Source organism: Solwaraspora sp. WMMB335 (genome assembly GCF_049179075.1).
Taxonomy (GTDB): domain Bacteria; phylum Actinomycetota; class Actinomycetes; order Mycobacteriales; family Micromonosporaceae; genus Micromonospora_E.
In genome coordinates this window covers 1,254,646-1,270,167 of record NZ_JBMHMF010000001.1, presented here as the reverse complement: position 1 = coordinate 1,270,167, position 15,522 = coordinate 1,254,646, and the positions used below count along the sequence as shown (strand labels likewise).

The following is a 15,522-nucleotide window of genomic DNA, read 5'->3' as shown; positions in this document are numbered from 1 at the left end:
GCCGAGGGGGAGACGGTTTCGTGTATCCGGTTGTCTGGACGGCGATCGTCAGTGTCGGGGCGGCGCTGCTCGCGGTGGTCCTGGTGGCGATCAGCCACCGGATCACCCGTCGACTGGGCCGGCGGTGGGTGCTGCTGGCGGAGATGTCGGCACACGCGCATCGGCCGCTGCTGGCGGCCGCCACGGTGACGGCGGTCCAGTTAGCGATCCGCTTCTCCACGACCTTCGCGGTGGGCGAGCCGTGGCGACGCACCACGCTGCACCTGCTGGTGCTGGCGATGATCGCCGCCGGTGCCTGGCTGGTCGGCGCGGTACTGCTGGCGCTGGAGGACGCCACGCTCGCGCGGTTTCGCACCGACGTACCGGACAACCGGGAGGCCCGTCGGCTGCACACCCAGGTGGTGATGCTGCGTCGGGTGACCATCGCGGTCATCACGGTGCTCACCGTCGGGGTGATGCTGATGACGTTTCCAGCCGTCCGGGGCATCGGCGCCAGCCTGCTCGCCTCGGCCGGCGTCATCGGCGTGGTCGCCGCGCTGGCCGCGCAGAGCCTGCTCAGCAACGTCTTCGCTGGTCTTCAGCTGGCCTTCAGCGACGCGGTCCGCATCGACGACGTGGTGGTCGTCGAGGGGGAGTGGGGCCGGATCGAGGAGTTGACGCTGAGCTATGTCGTCGTACACATCTGGGACGACCGGCGCCTGATCCTGCCGACCTCCTACTTCACCACCAAGCCGTTCCAGAACTGGACCCGTACCCGGTCCGCGGTGCTGGGCACCGCCGAGTTCGACGTCGACTGGTCGGTGCCGGTCCAGGCGATGCGCGAGGAGATGCGTCGCATGGTCGAGGGGACCGACCTGTGGGACGGTCGGGTGTGCGTGCTCCAGGTGACCGACGCCACCGGCGGCACCGTCCGACTGCGGGCGCTGGTCAGCGCGGCCGACTCACCCCGCCTGTGGGACTTGCGCTGCCTGGTCCGCGAACACCTGGTGCGATGGGTACGCGAGCAGCGGCCGACCGCGCTGCCGCGCTGGCGGGCCGAGGTGGGCGACGGCGCCGGCCTGCTGGACTGGTTGGAGCTACGCCACCGGGCCGGGATGGACGGCCACACGTCGTCGCGGGCACCCGACGACGCCCGGGAACTCGACGGCGGCGATCCGCCGACCGGCGACTTCGCGATCGATGATCTACCGGACGACGCCCGACTGTTCGGCGGCGACGCCGAAGGCGACGCCCGCGCGTCGGTGTTCGTCGGGCCGGACGAGCCGACGGACCCGAACCGGCACCGAGCGGATTGACATCGGCGAACCGGTGGAGCCGTCGCCGGATCGTTCGTCCGCCAGTTGCCCACAGAACGGCCGACAGGATTGCCCGGGTCGTCCCGCGCAGGCAGGATTGACTGGTGGCCGCTGGTCGCTGCGAGATTGAACGACGGCCGGGCCGGGCATACAGCGGCGAACAGCGGGAAAGGAGGCACCATGGCCGACGTGTTGCACCGGCCGCCTGCCGAGCAGTCCACCGCGGAACTCGTACAGCAGGCCGGTGAGCAGATCTCACGGTTGGTCCGTGACGAACTCGCCCTTGCGCGCGCCGAGTTGGCGGAGAAGGGCAAGCACGCCGGCCTCGGCGTCGGCCTGTTCGGCGGTGGCGGCGTGCTCGCGCTCTACGGCGTGGCGACCTTGGTCGCCGCCGCCGTGCTGCTGCTCGGGCAGGCCTGGCCGCCCTGGCTGGCGGCGTTGACCGTCGCTGTCGTGCTGTTCGTCGTCGCCGGTGCGCTGGCGCTGGCCGGACGGCGCCAGGTCCGGCAGGCGGCGCCGCCGGTCCCGACCGCCGCGGCGGACAGCGTGCGGGCCGACGTGACGGTGGTCAGCGCTGCGATGAAGCGGGGGCGGCGGCCATGACGTCGCACAACGGTAGGTCCGGCAACGGAAGCGGAGACCTCGAGTCGTTGCGGGCCGAAATCCGCCAGACCAGGGCGGAACTGGGGCAGACGATCCAGGCACTGGCCGCGAAGACCGATGTGAAGACCCGGCTGCGGCTCGGCGCCGCCCGCACCGGGCAACGGGTCCGGGACCGGGCCAACCGTACCGGAGCCGACCTGCGCCGGATCGATCCGCGCCGGGTCGATCTGCAGCGCGTCGATCCACGCCGGATCGACCTCCGGCGGACCCTGCCGGTACTGGTGGTGGCCGGCGTGGTGGTCACCACCGCGGTCGCCTGGCTGACGATGCGCGGGAGGCGCCGGTGAACAAAGCAATGGAAAAGGTGGCGTACCGGCCGGTCGGCCTGCTGCTCGGCATGGCTGCCGGGGCACTCGCCGGGGTGATCTTCCGGCAGGCCTGGAAGATGGCCGCCGGAGACGACGACGCGCCCAGCCCGGTCGATGAGGACCGGGGCTGGGCCGAGGTTCTCGCCGCGGCGGCGCTGCAGGGTGCCATATTCTCCGTGGTACGTGCGGCGGTGGACCGCGGCGGCGCGATCGGCGTACGCCGGCTCACCGGTCGATGGCCGGGCTGAACCCGTCCGGCCACGCTGCACCCCGATTCCCCCGGCGGGGCAGCGGTTTCGGCACGCCACGAGCGGGTGAGCGCGGTCTCAGGTCACATGTCGGAGACGTTCCTCAGGTAGGCTGTACGAAGTTTTTGCGTACGTGGTTTGCTGTCCACGCTGTTGCGAGACGCGTGGGTTGAGAAGTCCTCCTTCACCGGGGGCCACCTCAGGCGCCGCTGCTCGAAAACGGCCAACCGGCCGCACGGCGTGCTTGGCCGCCAGTTTCATGAAGGAGATGCACATGGCGCAGGGAACCGTGAAGTGGTTCAACGCAGACAAGGGCTTCGGCTTCATCACCGTCGACGGCGGGGGTGCTGACGTGTTCGTCCACTTCTCGGCCATCCAGACCAGCGGCTACCGCACGCTGGAGGAGAACCAGCGGGTGGAGTTCGAGATCGCCCAGGGCCAGAAGGGGCCGCAGGCCGAGCAGGTCCGCCCCATCTGACCCGGCTGCCGGCGCTTGGTCGACGGCGCCGGTATCGACCCCGCGAAGGTCGTGACGAGGGCCCCGCATCCGGCCGGATGCGGGGCCCTCGGCCGTCACCAGCGATGCCGTCACCAGCGGTGATGCACCTGCGGGCGGATCAGCTCGTCGTAGACGACGGTCACCGCCTGCCGCGCCGACTCGTCCAACGACGGCAGATCGGCGGCGGTCGCGTTGGCGACGGCCTGCTGCGGATTGCGGGCACCGGGAATCGCCACCGTCACCCCTGGCTGATCGAGAATCCAGCGCAGCGCGAACTGCGCCATGGTCGCCCGGGGCGGGACCAGCGGCGCGAGTCGGCGCACCGCGGCCAGGCCGGTGTCGAAGTCGACCCCGGAGAAGGTCTCCCCGACGTCGAACGCCGCGCCCTGCCGGTTGAACGTGCGATGATCGTCCGCCGCGAACGTGGTGTGCTCGTCGTATCGCCCGGAGAGCAGGCCGCTGGCCAGCGGGACCCGGGCGATGACGCCCACCCCCGCCGCCGCGGCAGCTGGTAGGACCTTCTCCAGCGGCTTGAGCCGTAAGGCGTTGAGGATGATCTGAATGCTCGCCACCCCGGGCCGGGCGACGGCCGCGAGGGCCTCGTCGACGGTCTCCACGCTCACCCCGTACGCCGCCACCCGTTCCTGCTCGACCAGGGTGTCCAGCGCGTCGAAGACGGCGTCGGAGTGCAGTACCTCGGTCGGCGGGCAGTGCAGCTGGACCAGGTCCAGACGATCCACCCCGAGATTGGCCCGGGACCGGTCGGTCCAGGACCGGAAATTGTCGAGCACGTACGCCGACGGATGCTGCGCCACCCGCCGGCCCATCTTCGTCGCGACCAGCAGGTCGGCACCACCGGCCCGGTCGCGCAGGAACCGCCCGATGAGCTGCTCGCTGCGGCCGTCGCCGTACACGTCGGCGGTGTCCAGGAAGGTGCTGCCGGCATCGACCGCCGCGGTCAGGGTCGCCAGCGCGTCGTCCTCGCTGACCGACCCCCAGTCCGCGCCGAGCTGCCAGGCACCGAGACCGATCACTCCTACCGAGCGGCCCAGCCGCGCAAACGTCCGCGTGTCCACCGGCCCGAGCCTAGCCGACCCGCCGACCGGTACGCTCGGCGCTGCCTGCGCTGCCCGGTAGGTCTGTCGACGAAGGAGGTCGAGTCGTCACGTGAGCCAGTTGCCGCCGGTGATCCCCACCGAGCTGACGACATTCATCGCCGGCCTGCCAAAGGTCGAGCTACACGTGCACCACGTGGGGTCGGCCTCGCCACGGATCGTCGCCGAGCTGGCCCAACGGCATGCGGGACGCACGCCGGTACCAACGGATCCGGCCGCGTTGGCCGACTACTTCGTCTTCCGGGACTTCGCCCACTTCGTCGAGATCTATCTCAGCGTGGTCGACCTGATCCGCGACGAGGAGGACGTCTGGATCCTCACCCACGAGGTGGCCCGCGAACTCGCCGCCCAGCAGGTCCGGTACGCGGAGCTGACGGTGACCCCGTACAGCCATGTCAGCCGGGGGATCGCGGCGCCGGCGTTCTGCGCGGCGATCGAGGACGCCCGGGTGCGGGCCCGGGCCGACTTCGGCGTCGAGTTGCGTTGGTGTTTCGACATCCCCGGTGAGGCGGGGCTGCCCGCGGCCGAGGAGACGCTGCGCATCAGTTTGACCCAGGCCCCCGACGGACTGATCAGTTTCGGTCTCGGCGGGCCGGAGATCGGCGTGCCGAGACCGCAGTTCAAGCCCTACTTCGACCAGGCGCGGGCCGCCGGGCTGCATTCGGTGCCGCACGCCGGGGAGACCACCGGACCGCAGACGATCTGGGACGCGATCCGCGAGCTGGGCGCCGAGCGGATCGGTCACGGCATTTCCTGCGTACGGGATCCCGAGCTGGTGGCGTTTCTCGCCGACCGGCGCATCCCGCTGGAGGTGTGCCCGACGTCGAACGTACGCACCGGGGCGATCGCCGCACTCGCCGCGCACCCGCTCGCCGAGATGCTCACCGCCGGGCTGATGGTGACCATCAACTCGGATGACCCCCCGATGTTCGGTACGACGCTCAACCACGAGTACGCGGTGGCCGCGCAGCTCGCCGGCGGCGGCGTCGAGCGGCTCGCCGAGCTGGCCCGTAACGGGGTGAGTGCCGCGTTCCTACCGCCGGCGGACCAGGCCCGGTTGCTGGCCGAGATCGACGGCTACGCCCGATCACAGACCGCTGGCGTAGACGGGATCCTGCCAGCAGGCCAGCACCGCGACGACCAGTGATCCGGTCACCGCTGCCCAGCGGAGCAACCGGCGAGGGGTCAGCAGCGCAGGTTCCTCCGCCGCGGTGACCGGCGGGGAGACGTCGGCCGGATCCCGCATGGTCCCGGTCGGGGAATTCCGTAGCGGCGGTGGCACGTCGACCTGCCTCTGTCGAGAGTGGGCGCGCGGCGGGACAGGATCTGGGGACCGAGCCCCGCCGCGCGCGAACGTCCCTGGACCAGGGATATCGGGACGGTACTGCGGGGTGACGGTCCAGGCGACGCCGATGGGTTGTGAAGCAGATGCTGCCACCCGGGGCCCGGCGGGCGGAATGTCGTTAACCCAGACCTAAGGAAGACTTGCGTCAGCGAAGACCCTGACGTGATGTCACCGCGTCGTCGGCCGGTTTCGTCGGCCCCGCTCCCGCTGGTCGCGGTCCCGTTCCCGGGCCAGCCGTCCGACGAGTCCGAACCGGCTGACCGGCCGGGGCGGTGCCGCCTCGGCGTCGGCCAACAGCATCACCACGCTCGCGCCGCCGAGCCGGGCCCGATCCAGGCTCACCGAGCCGTTGGCCTGTAACGCGACCCGGCGGGCGATGTCCAGCCCGAGCCCGGTGGATCCCTGGTCGCTGGCCCCCCGGCGCAGCGCCCGGTCCGGGTTGGCGATACCCGGTCCGGCGTCGTCGACACGGATCGCCACGTACCCGTCCCGGCGGGAGACCGCCACCTCGAAGGCGGTGCCCTGGGGCGTGTAGCGGAAGACGTTGCCGAGCACCGCGTCCAGCGCGGCGGCCAGCTCGGCGCGGGCCACCTGCACCGGGGTGCGCAGCTGGGCGCCGATCACCTTGTACGGGCGGTTCTGGTCGCCGGCCAGCGCCGACCAGAACACCATCCGGTCCCGGACCACCTCGGCCACGTCGCAGCTGCCCGGCGCGGCCTCCTGGGTGACGGTCTTACGGGTGGTGTTGATCAGTACGTCCACCTCGCCCTCCAGCGTGACGATCGCCTGGCGGATGCGACGGATGGTGCGTCGCCGATCCAGCTCTGCCTCGCTGAAGGAGCCGACGCTGGTGTCGTCGGAGTCCAACGCGTCGGCGTCCAGCCGCAGCACGGTCAGCGGGGTCCGCAACCGGTGGGACAGGTCGGCGACGAGTTCGCGTTCGTCGGTACGCGAGGCGACGAGCCGGTCGGCCATCCGGTTGAAGGCGTAGCCCGCCTCCGCGAGCTCCCGAGGTCCGCTCGGTCGGATGCGCATCTGCAGATCGCCGTCCCCGACCGTCATCGCCGCCTGGACCAGCCCTTTGGCCGACGCCACCGCGCGGGCGGCGATCCGGTCGACCACGATGACCGAGAAGACCACCAGCCCGGCGGCGATCGCGATCAGCGGCAACCAGGCGCCGGCGGTGCCCTGGTCGAGTTCCGCGTCGGAGACGAACACCTCGATGGCCGTGTCCGCCTCGCCCACGGTCACCGGCTCCAGCCGCAGCATCCCGCCCTCGGTAGCCACGACAACCGGTGCGGCCGCCTCGACGGCCTCGGCGATCTGCTGGGCGCTGGCGCGGGACGTACCACCCAGGTCGAGGCCGTGTACCACCGGCTGGCGGTCGGCGCTGTCGCCGAGGCTCGCCATCGCCCGGCGTACCGTTTCCGGGTCGTTGCTGATGGCCAACGCGCCCCGGATCACCGCCGCCCGCCGTGCCGCGTCGGCCAGGGCCTGCTCCCGCGTCTCCTGCTGCAGTTGCAGGCCCAGCGGGATGAGGAAGACCAGCGCGATGATCGACGCCATGCCGGCGGTGAGGTAGGCCAGCGCCAACCTCAGTCCGGTACCACCAACCGGAAGCCGACCCCCCGCACGGTGCGCAGGTAGCGTGGCTTCGCTGCGGATTCGCCCATTTTGCGACGCAGCCAATAAAGATGCACGTCGATGGTCTGGTCCTCGCCGACCGACGGCTGCCGCCATACCTCCTCCAACAGCTCCCGGCGGGACACTACCCGCCCCGGTCGGGCGGCCAGATAGGCCAGCAGGTCGAACTCCTTGCGGGTGAGCGCCAGGGCCTCGCCGTCCAGCGTCGCGCTACGCTCACCGACGTCCACCCGCAGCCCGCCGACCTGGTGCACGGCCGGCGCCACCGAGCGGCTGGCCCGGCCGGCGCGGCGCAGGACGGTGGTGATCCGGGCGTCGAGATGTGCCCCGGTGAACGGCTTGACCATGTAGTCGTCCGCACCGGCCCGCAGCAGCCGGACGATCGCCTGCTCGTCGTCGCGTGCGGTGGCGATGATGATCGGCACGTCGGTGATGCCGCGCAGCATCCGCAGCGCGTCGGCACCGTCGAGGTCGGGCAGACCCAGGTCGAGTACGACAAGGTCGGGGGTTTCCGCGGCGACCCGGCGCAGCGCGTCCAGGGCGGTGCCGACCGCGTGGACGGCGTGCCCACGGTCGGCCAGCGAGCGCAACATGGCGCCGCGCACAACGTGGTCGTCTTCGACCAGGAGCACCGTAGCCACCTCACGACCGTACTGCCCCTGGCAAGTCGGGGTCGTTGCGGCCGTTCGCGGCCGCCGGCATCATCGCAGGGTAATGACGTTCACGCTGTACGACGACAGCCGGGCGGACCTGGCCCGGGACAGCCTCGCCGGGCTTTCCGTCGGGGACGCGTTGGGCGAGCGCTGCGCGCGCACCGGTCATCCGGCGCAGGCGCTCGTCGCCGGTCGGCTGCCGGCACCGCCGTGGCGGTGGACCGACGACACCGAGATGGCCAGCGTGCTGGTCGAGGTCCTCACCAGCGCCGGTCGGGTCGACCGGGACCGGCTGGCCGCCGGCTTCGCCGCCCGCTACGACCCGACCCGCGGCTACGGCCGGGGCGCGACCGAACTGCTGGAACTCGTCCGGGCCGGCACGCCGTGGCCGGTCGCCGCCTCGACCGTGTTCGACGGCCGGGGCTCGTGGGGCAACGGGGCCGCGATGCGCGTGGCGCCGCTCGGCGCGTACTTCGCCGACTCGCTGGTCCGCGCCGGTGCCGAGGCGGTCGCGGCGGCGGAGGTCACCCACGCGCATCCGGAGGGGATTGCCGGTGCGGTGGCGGTGGCGGCAGCCGCGTCGGTAGCCGCCCGCGCCCGGATCAGCGGGCATCGTCGCCGCGCCGGGGAGTTGATCGACGCGGTCTGCACGGTGGTCGACCGGGGCAGCCAGGTACATCGTGGGCTGCAGCAGGCCCGGGCACTGACCGGACACACCGCGTCGGCGGCCGGCGCGCGGCTGGGTAACGGCTCGGCCGCCACGGCGGCCGACACCGTCCCGTTCGCCCTGTGGGTGGCCGCCGAGCACCTCGACGACTATCCGGCGGCGGTGACCGCGTGCGTGGCGGCCGGCGGCGACGTGGACACCACAGCGGCGATCGCGGGCGGTGTCGTCGCCGCGTACACCGGTCTCGCCGGCCCCGGCGGGGTGCCGGCGCGCTGGTTGGCCGCCCGCGAGCCGCTGCCTGACTGGCTGGGCTGAATCCGCCCGCTCGGCCGAGATCCGCCCGCTCGGCCGAGCGGACCGGCTCAGGCGATGGAGCAGGGTGCGCCGTCGAGAGTGAACGCGCTCGGACGCGGATTGCTGCCGGGGTGTGAGCCGTTGAAACCGAAGCTGACCGAGGCGCCGGGCGCGATCCGGGCGTTCCAGGACTCGTTGCGGGCGCTGACCTGCGCGCCGGTCTGCGTCACCCGGGCCGACCACGCCTGCGTCACCCGTTGGCCGCCGGCGAGGTCGAAGCGCAGTTCCCAGCCGTCGACGGGGTCGGCGGCGCGGTTGGTGATCGTCACGGTGGCGGTGAAGCCGTCGTTCCAGTCGTTGGTGGTGTAGCCGACCCGGCAACCGGTCGCCCCGGTCGGTGTCGGTGTCGGGCTGGCCGGCGGTGGTGTCGGTGTGGGGCTCGGCGGTGGTGTCGGGCTGACCGTCGGCGTCGGGCTCGGGTCCGGCTGGTCGGGATAGGTCAGCCCGAAGCCGTACGGGAACAGCGGCTGCTGCCCGTCGCCGGTGTTGATCGGCTGCTGCCCGGCGCTGCTCATCCAGGTCACCGGCAGCTTGCCGGTCGGTGGGTGAGTGCCGAACAGCACATCGGCCACCCCGTGGCCCTCGGTGCCGGGCAGCCAGCCGGCCAGCAACGCGTCCCAGTTGGGCAGTTCGCCGGCGATGTCCAGCGGCCGGCCGGACACCAGCACCACGACGATCGGCACGCCGGCGGCCCGCAACCGGTTGATCGTGGTCAGATCGGTGCTGCTCAACCCCATGCCGCCGGGCCGGTCGCCGGCCCCTTCGGCGTACGGGGTCTCGCCGACGACGGCGATCGCGACCCGGTAGGAGCCGTCGATGCCGCTGCCGGTAGGGCTGTAGGTGACCGTCGTGGACGCGGCCGCCGCGGCCCGGATGCCGGCCAGGATCGACGTACCCGGGGTGGTCGCACCGCTGCCACCCTGCCAGCTGATGGTCCAACCGCCGCTCTGGTGGCCGATGTCGTCGGCATTGCGCCCGGCCACGAAGATCCGGTTGTCCGCCGCTTCCAGCGGCAGGATGCCACCGGCGTTCTTCAGCAGCACCTGCGACTCGGCCACCGCCTGGCGGGCCAGGGCCCGGTGGGCGCCGCTACCGACGGTCGAGCCGAGCGACCGGTCGGCGTACGGCCGTTCGAACAGGCCCAGCTCGAACTTCTTGGTCAGGATGCGTCGGACCGCGTCGTCGATGCGGGCGGTGCCGACCCGGCCGGCCTGCACCTCGGCACGCAGCAGGTCGATGAAGCGGGACCACTGCGTCGGCACCATCGCCATGTCGATACCCGCGTTGACCGCCTGTCGTACGTCGGTGGCGCTCAGCCCCGGGGTGCCGTCGATCTGGTCGATGCCGTTCCAGTCGGAGATCACGAAGCCGGTGAAGCCCAGCTCGCCCTTGAGCAGGTCGGTGATCAGGTACTGGTGGCCATGCAGCTTGGCGCCGTTCCAGCTGTTGTAGGAGATCATGATCGAGCCGACGCCGCGACGGATCGCCGCGCGGAACGGCGGAAGATGGAGTTCTCGCAGCTCGGCCTCGGTCAGCCTGGTGTCGCCCTGATCCACCCCGCCGGCCGTGCCGCCGTCGCCGAGATAGTGCTTGGCGGTGGCCAGCACCGACGTGGGCTCGGCCAGCGAGGATCCCTGCAGGCCGGTGATCACGCTGGTCATCGCGGTGGGCAGGTCGGGGTGCTCGCCGAAGGACTCGTAGCCACGTCCCCACCGGTCGTTGCGGACCACGCACAGGCACGGGGCGAAGGTCCACGGGATGCCGGTGCCGCGTACCTCGGTGGCGGTGGCCCGCCCGATCCGTTCGACCAGGTCCGGGTTGCCGGTGGCACCGAGCCCGATGTTGTGCGGAAAGATCGTCGCCCCGACCACGTTGTTGTGCCCGTGCACCGCGTCCACCCCGTACAGCATCGGGATGCCCAGTGGGGTGGCCAACGCCCCGGCCTGGAAGCGGTCGTACATGTCGGCCCAGCCGGCCGGAGTGTTCGGGGTCGGCGCGGAGCCGCCGCCGGACAGCACCGAGCCGAGCCGGTAGCTGGTCAGCTCGGCCGGGGTGACCGAGGCCCGCTCGGCCTGCGTCATCTGGCTGATCTTGTCGTCCAGGCCCATCCGGCCGAGCAGGTCCTCGACCCGGTCAGCGATCGCCAGGTCCGGGTCCTGGTAGGGCGCGGCGGCGACGGCCTGAGCGCCGGAGGCGCTACCGCGATCGGTGTCGGGTGGCGCGGCGGTCAGCGGGGTCGCGGTCAGGTTGGCGCCGAGCAGCGCGGCGGTCAGGCTGCCGAGCAGCAGCCGGGTACGGCGGCGGGACGCGGGCGAGCAGGTGCGCACGCGGGTGCTCCTTCACGAGCTGTGCTCGGGCACACGTACGGCGCCGCTCCCCGCCATGCGCGAGCTATCGACAAGAATCGTTGGATCCGTGTCGACGATAGCCGGTCAGGGCAGCCGCAGCACCCACCGGTACGCCTGCACCAGCCCGGTGTCGAAGCCGGCCGCCGACCCCCATAGGAAGATGCGGAACCGCCGGTACATCGCCTCGCCCCAGCGCTGGACGACCTCCTCGCGTGCCGCATCCAGCCGGCGGGCCCACTCCCGGCAGGTCAGGTAGTAGTTGTGCCGGTCGTCGGCGATGCTGCGCAACTCGAACGGGGAGCGTGCCACGTGCCGCAGGTACTGGTGCAGCAGCAACGGCGCGGACCGGCCCGGATAGACGTAGCGCTTCATGAACGCGGACACGCCGTGTTTGCGCCGCATGGCGAGGGCGTCGAGATAGACATGACCGCCCGGCTTGAGCAACTCGGCGTACTTGTGCAGGGTGCGCCGGTAGTCCGGCAGATGCTCGGTGACACCCATGTTGACGATCGCGTCGTAGCGTCGTTCGTCGGTGAAGCCGAAGATGTGCTGGCGCACCACCCGTACGTCGAGCCCTTCGCGGTCGAACAACCCGGTGAGGTAGCGCTCCGACTCGTGGGACAGGGTGGTCGTGGTCACCTTGATCCCGCGCCGGGCCGCATGCTCGGCGAACGCCCCCCAGCCGCCGCCGACCTCCAGCACCCGGTCACCCGGCTTGACCTCGATCGCCTCCAGCGCCAGGTCCATCTTGCGAGTCATCGCATCTTCCAGAAGCTCGTCGTCGGCGGCGAACACGCCCTCGGTGTAGCAGCGATGCCGGCTGTCCAGAAACGTCAGGAAGAACTCGGACTCCTCGTCGTAGTGGTGTGAGATCGCCCGCCGGTCGTCCTCGCGTCGCCCGCGTAGTAGCCCGGTGACCAGCCCGGAAAACCGGGTGACCGGGTGGAAATCAGTGAAGAACGCGCGCATTCGCAGGGCGGCGGCCAAATCGCCGTCGACGTCGAGCCAACCCTGCAGGTACGCCACCGCGACCGCGAACTGGTCCAGGCCGGCCAGGGCACGACCGCCGCGGGGATCCTGCACACTGATGGTGAACTCGGGCTCGCCCGGCCCGAGACGGTGCTGCGCGCCAGCGCGGTCGACGACCGCGAACGGCACCGGTGGCCGGCTGGCGAAAAAGGAGTCGTAGCGTCGCCGCAGCGCGCTGACCATGTCGTTAGGAGCCACGGCGTCAATCTAACGCCGCGCCCGCGTCGCCGTCAGGGGTTGCAGCGTCGACCGATAGCATCTGACGCGCCGAGCCACCAGACCGAAGGAGTCCGTCGTGTCCGCAAGCGCAGCCCAGAACCAGGCCGAACCCGTCGTGGTCCCGGCCGGGACGACGGCCGCGGACGCGATCGCCGCGGCGGGCCTGCCGGCCAGCGGCCCCAAGGCGATCGTCGTGGTCCGCGATCCCGACGGCGCGCTGCGGGACCTCGACTGGGTCCCCGACGCCGACACCGCCGTCGAGCCCGTCGCGCTGGACTCCCCGGACGGGCTCAACGTGCTGCGCCACTCCGCCGCACACGTACTGGCCCAGGCGGTGCAGGACCTGTACCCCGAGGCCAAGCTCGGCATCGGTCCGCCGATCGTCAACGGGTTCTACTACGACTTCGACGTCGCCAAGCCGTTCCAGCCCGAAGACCTCGACAGGCTGGAGAAGCGGATGCGGGAGATCATCAAGTCGGGTCAGCGCTTCCGTCGCCGGCGCTTCCCGGACCTCGACGCCGCGCGGGCCGAGCTGGCCGACGAGCCGTACAAGCTGGAGCTGGTCGACGTCAAGGGCGTCGCCGACCTCGACGCCGCCGAGGTGATGGAGGTCGGCGGTGGGGAACTGACCAGCTACGACAACATCGATCCCGAGTCGGGCAAGGTGTGCTGGTCGGATCTGTGTCGTGGCCCGCACCTGCCGTCGACCCGGCTGATCGGGGCGGTCAAGCTGATGCGCAGCGCGGCCGCGTACTGGCGGGGTTCCGAGCGTAACCCCCAGCTGCAGCGGGTCTACGGCACCGCCTGGCCGACCCGGGACGCCCTCAAGGCGTACCTCAAACTGCTCGACGAGGCGGCCCGCCGCGACCACCGCAAGCTCGGCGCGGAGCTGGACCTGTTCAGCTTTCCCGACGAGATCGGCTCCGGGCTGCCGGTGTTCCACCCCAAGGGCGGCATCATCCGGCGCGAGCTCGAGGACTACTCACGGCGCCGGCACGAACAGGCCGGGTACGAATTCGTCTACACCCCGCACATCACCAAGTCGCAGCTGTTCGAGACCTCGGGACACCTGCCGTACTACGCCGACACCATGTTCCCGCCGGCGGAGCTGGAGGGCGCGCGGTACTACCTCAAAGCGATGAACTGCCCCATGCACAACCTGGTCTTCCGCTCGCGCGGACGCTCGTACCGGGAGTTGCCGCTGCGGCTGTTCGAGTTCGGCACCGTCTACCGGTACGAGAAGTCCGGTGTGGTGCACGGGCTGACCCGGGTGCGCGGGCTGACCATGGACGACTCGCACATCTACTGCACCAAGGAGCAGATGCCCGGCGAGTTGCGGTCGCTGCTCGCCTTCGTGCTCGACCTGCTGCGCGACTACGGCCTGGACGACTTCTACCTGGAGCTGTCCACCCGGGACGACTCGGACAAGTTCATCGGTGACCCGGCCGAGTGGGCGGACGCCACCGAGACGCTGCGGCGGGCCGCGGTCGATTCCGGGTTGGATCTGGTGCCCGACCCCGGCGGGGCGGCGTTCTACGGTCCGAAGATCTCCGTGCAGGCACGCGACGCGATCGGCCGCACCTGGCAGATGTCCACCATCCAGCTCGACTTCAACCAGCCGAAGCGGTTCGGACTGGAGTACCAGGCGGCGGACGGCACCCGACAGCAGCCGGTGATGATCCACCGGGCGTTGTTCGGCTCGATCGAGCGGTTCTTCGGTATCCTCACCGAGCACTACGCCGGTGCGTTCCCGGCCTGGCTCGCGCCGGTGCAGGTGATCGGCATTCCGATCCGCACCGAGCACGGTGACTACCTGGCCGAGTTCGTCGCCATGCTGCGCGCCGAGGGGGTACGCGCAGAGGTGGATTTCTCCGACGACCGGATGCAGAAGAAGATCCGCACCGCCCAACAGCAGAAGGTGCCGTTCATGGCGATCGCCGGTGACGCCGACGTGGCCGCCGGCACGGTCTCGTTCCGTTACCGCGACGGCTCGCAACGTAACGGGGTGCCGGTGGCTGAGGCGGTGGCCCACGTCGTCGACGTGGTGGCCTCGCGCACGAACAGTAGCCCGACCGCCAACTGAGCGCCCGATAGGATCATGGTGTGACTGGTGTGACGGGGCAGCCGGAGCCGGACGGGCTGGAACGGCTCTGGACCCCGCACCGGATGGCCTACATCTCGGGTGAGGACCGACCCGAAGGCGGCTACGACAAGCCGTCCGGCTGCCCGTTCTGCCTGGCACCGGGGCGACCGGCGGGGGAGAGCCTGGTGGTGGCGCGGGGCGAGCGGGTGTTCGCGGTGCTGAACCTCTACCCGTACAACCCGGGGCACCTGCTGGTCTGTCCGTACCGGCACGTGGCCGACTACCCCGACCTCGATGGACCGGAGACGGTGGAGTTGGCCGCCGTCACCCAGACGGCGATGCGTGTGGTCCGCAGCGTCAGCAATGCCCACGGGTTCAACATCGGGATGAACCAGGGCGGGGTCGCCGGTGCGGGCATCGCCGCCCACCTGCATCAGCACGTGGTGCCGCGCTGGGGCGGCGACGCCAACTTCATGCCGGTGATCGGACGGACCAAGGTGCTGCCGCAACTGCTCGCCGATACCCGTGATCTGTTTGCCGCGGCTTGGCCCGGGGAAAGTCGGATTGGGCCCGATACCGCACAGGCATGAGTACGCCTGACGGACAACGCGCGATCAGATTCGGCGTGGGTAGCCTTCCGAAAGTGGTGATGTGGGTCAGCGCGCCTCGTACGTCAGACAGTCGGCCTCGTCCCGGCCGGGACCGACCCGGATCGCCGGGGCCGTGCACTCGAGTTCGGCGTTGTGCCGGCAGTCCGTCCGCTTGCACGCGCCGACCTGCGCGGTGACACGGTCCAGACCGCCCTTGACGCCGATGTCGATGAATGTGGCACAGTTCGCCGACTGCTGGCCGATCGTGATGGCGAACGCGTGGCACCCCTCATGGTTGTAGTCACACCCGGTGACCGTGCATTCGTGAACGCGTGGCATTTCCAGCAGAGTGGTCATCGCAACCTCCTTGTTCGCTACCACCGTACATCGCTTTCTGGTGGACCAGGAAGTCGCTTGGTCGACCATTTTTTGGGCAAACAGCATTAGGTAAGGCTTTCCTTT

General features: G+C 70.9%; 15 protein-coding genes. 9 read left to right on the top strand and 6 right to left on the bottom strand.

Features of this window, described 5'->3' with window-relative positions:
- The first annotated feature begins 20 nt into the window (after positions 1-20).
- The 5 genes from ACN27F_RS04955 to ACN27F_RS04935 all read left to right on the top strand — a co-directional run bounded on the left by ACN27F_RS04955 (position 21) and on the right by ACN27F_RS04935 (position 2,992).
- Positions 21-1,295 (top strand): mechanosensitive ion channel family protein, encoded by a 1,275-nt coding sequence (locus ACN27F_RS04955; protein ID WP_421431419.1) that lies wholly within the window; start codon positions 21-23, stop codon positions 1,293-1,295.
- Between the two features lie 180 nt (positions 1,296-1,475).
- A complete protein-coding gene (locus ACN27F_RS04950) occupies positions 1,476-1,898 on the top strand; it encodes a phage holin family protein (RefSeq protein WP_421431418.1) in 423 nt (140 codons plus the stop codon).
- Positions 1,895-2,245 (top strand): DUF3618 domain-containing protein, encoded by a 351-nt coding sequence (locus tag ACN27F_RS04945; RefSeq protein WP_421431417.1) that lies wholly within the window; start codon positions 1,895-1,897, stop codon positions 2,243-2,245. The genes ACN27F_RS04950 and ACN27F_RS04945 overlap by 4 nt, the downstream gene beginning before the upstream one ends.
- On the top strand, positions 2,242-2,514 hold the full coding sequence (locus ACN27F_RS04940) for a DUF4235 domain-containing protein (protein WP_421431416.1): 273 nt from the start codon (positions 2,242-2,244) through the stop codon (positions 2,512-2,514). Before ACN27F_RS04945 ends, ACN27F_RS04940 begins: the two co-directional genes overlap by 4 nt.
- A 274-nt stretch (positions 2,515-2,788) precedes the next feature.
- Positions 2,789-2,992: a cold-shock protein gene (locus ACN27F_RS04935; RefSeq protein WP_007075740.1), complete on the top strand. Its 204-nt coding sequence runs from the start codon at positions 2,789-2,791 to the stop codon at positions 2,990-2,992.
- Positions 2,993-3,102: 110 nt separating this feature from the next.
- Here the strand turns inward: ACN27F_RS04935 and ACN27F_RS04930 are convergent, their stop codons facing one another.
- The gene (locus ACN27F_RS04930) at positions 3,103-4,089 is read right to left on the bottom strand and encodes an aldo/keto reductase (protein ID WP_421431415.1); all 987 of its coding nucleotides are present in this window, start codon (positions 4,087-4,089) and stop codon (positions 3,103-3,105) included.
- A gap of 100 nt (positions 4,090-4,189) precedes the next feature.
- On the opposite strand from ACN27F_RS04930, the gene ACN27F_RS04925 reads away from it, so the two are divergent.
- Positions 4,190-5,275 carry an adenosine deaminase gene (locus ACN27F_RS04925; protein WP_421439978.1) on the top strand — a complete coding sequence of 362 codons (1,086 nt, stop codon included), beginning with the start codon at positions 4,190-4,192 and terminating at the stop codon, positions 5,273-5,275.
- A 366-nt stretch (positions 5,276-5,641) separates the two neighbouring features.
- Here ACN27F_RS04925 and ACN27F_RS04920 read toward each other — a convergent pair whose 3' ends face one another.
- Both ACN27F_RS04920 and ACN27F_RS04915 read right to left on the bottom strand, forming a co-directional pair.
- Positions 5,642-7,039 carry an ATP-binding protein gene (locus tag ACN27F_RS04920; protein WP_421439976.1) on the bottom strand — a complete coding sequence of 466 codons (1,398 nt, stop codon included), beginning with the start codon at positions 7,037-7,039 and terminating at the stop codon, positions 5,642-5,644.
- Positions 7,040-7,068: 29 nt separating this feature from the next.
- The gene (locus ACN27F_RS04915) at positions 7,069-7,758 is read right to left on the bottom strand and encodes a response regulator transcription factor (RefSeq protein WP_421431414.1); all 690 of its coding nucleotides are present in this window, start codon (positions 7,756-7,758) and stop codon (positions 7,069-7,071) included.
- A gap of 73 nt (positions 7,759-7,831) precedes the next feature.
- On the opposite strand from ACN27F_RS04915, the gene ACN27F_RS04910 reads away from it, so the two are divergent.
- Complete coding sequence (locus ACN27F_RS04910; RefSeq protein WP_421431413.1) at positions 7,832-8,752, top strand: ADP-ribosylglycohydrolase family protein; 921 nt, start codon at positions 7,832-7,834, stop codon at positions 8,750-8,752.
- Positions 8,753-8,799: 47 nt separating this feature from the next.
- Here the strand turns inward: ACN27F_RS04910 and ACN27F_RS04905 are convergent, their stop codons facing one another.
- Both ACN27F_RS04905 and ACN27F_RS04900 read right to left on the bottom strand, forming a co-directional pair.
- Positions 8,800-11,118 (bottom strand): glycoside hydrolase family 3 N-terminal domain-containing protein, encoded by a 2,319-nt coding sequence (locus ACN27F_RS04905; protein ID WP_421431412.1) that lies wholly within the window; start codon positions 11,116-11,118, stop codon positions 8,800-8,802.
- A 105-nt stretch (positions 11,119-11,223) separates the two neighbouring features.
- Positions 11,224-12,366, bottom strand: coding sequence for a class I SAM-dependent methyltransferase (locus tag ACN27F_RS04900; RefSeq protein ID WP_421431411.1), 1,143 nt, complete (start codon positions 12,364-12,366; stop codon positions 11,224-11,226).
- A 97-nt stretch (positions 12,367-12,463) separates the two neighbouring features.
- Here ACN27F_RS04900 and thrS point away from each other — a divergent pair, with 97 nt between their 5' ends.
- Both thrS and ACN27F_RS04890 read left to right on the top strand, forming a co-directional pair.
- Entirely contained in the window at positions 12,464-14,470 is a 2,007-nt protein-coding gene (thrS, locus tag ACN27F_RS04895) for a threonine--tRNA ligase (RefSeq protein ID WP_421431410.1), read from the top strand.
- An 83-nt stretch (positions 14,471-14,553) separates the two neighbouring features.
- Complete coding sequence (locus tag ACN27F_RS04890) at positions 14,554-15,060, top strand: HIT family protein (protein WP_421439974.1); 507 nt, start codon at positions 14,554-14,556, stop codon at positions 15,058-15,060.
- Between the two features lie 66 nt (positions 15,061-15,126).
- On the opposite strand, the gene ACN27F_RS04885 is transcribed toward ACN27F_RS04890, so the two are convergent.
- Complete coding sequence (locus ACN27F_RS04885) at positions 15,127-15,417, bottom strand: DUF1540 domain-containing protein (protein WP_421431409.1); 291 nt, start codon at positions 15,415-15,417, stop codon at positions 15,127-15,129.
- Between the last annotated feature and the right edge of the window lie 105 nt (positions 15,418-15,522).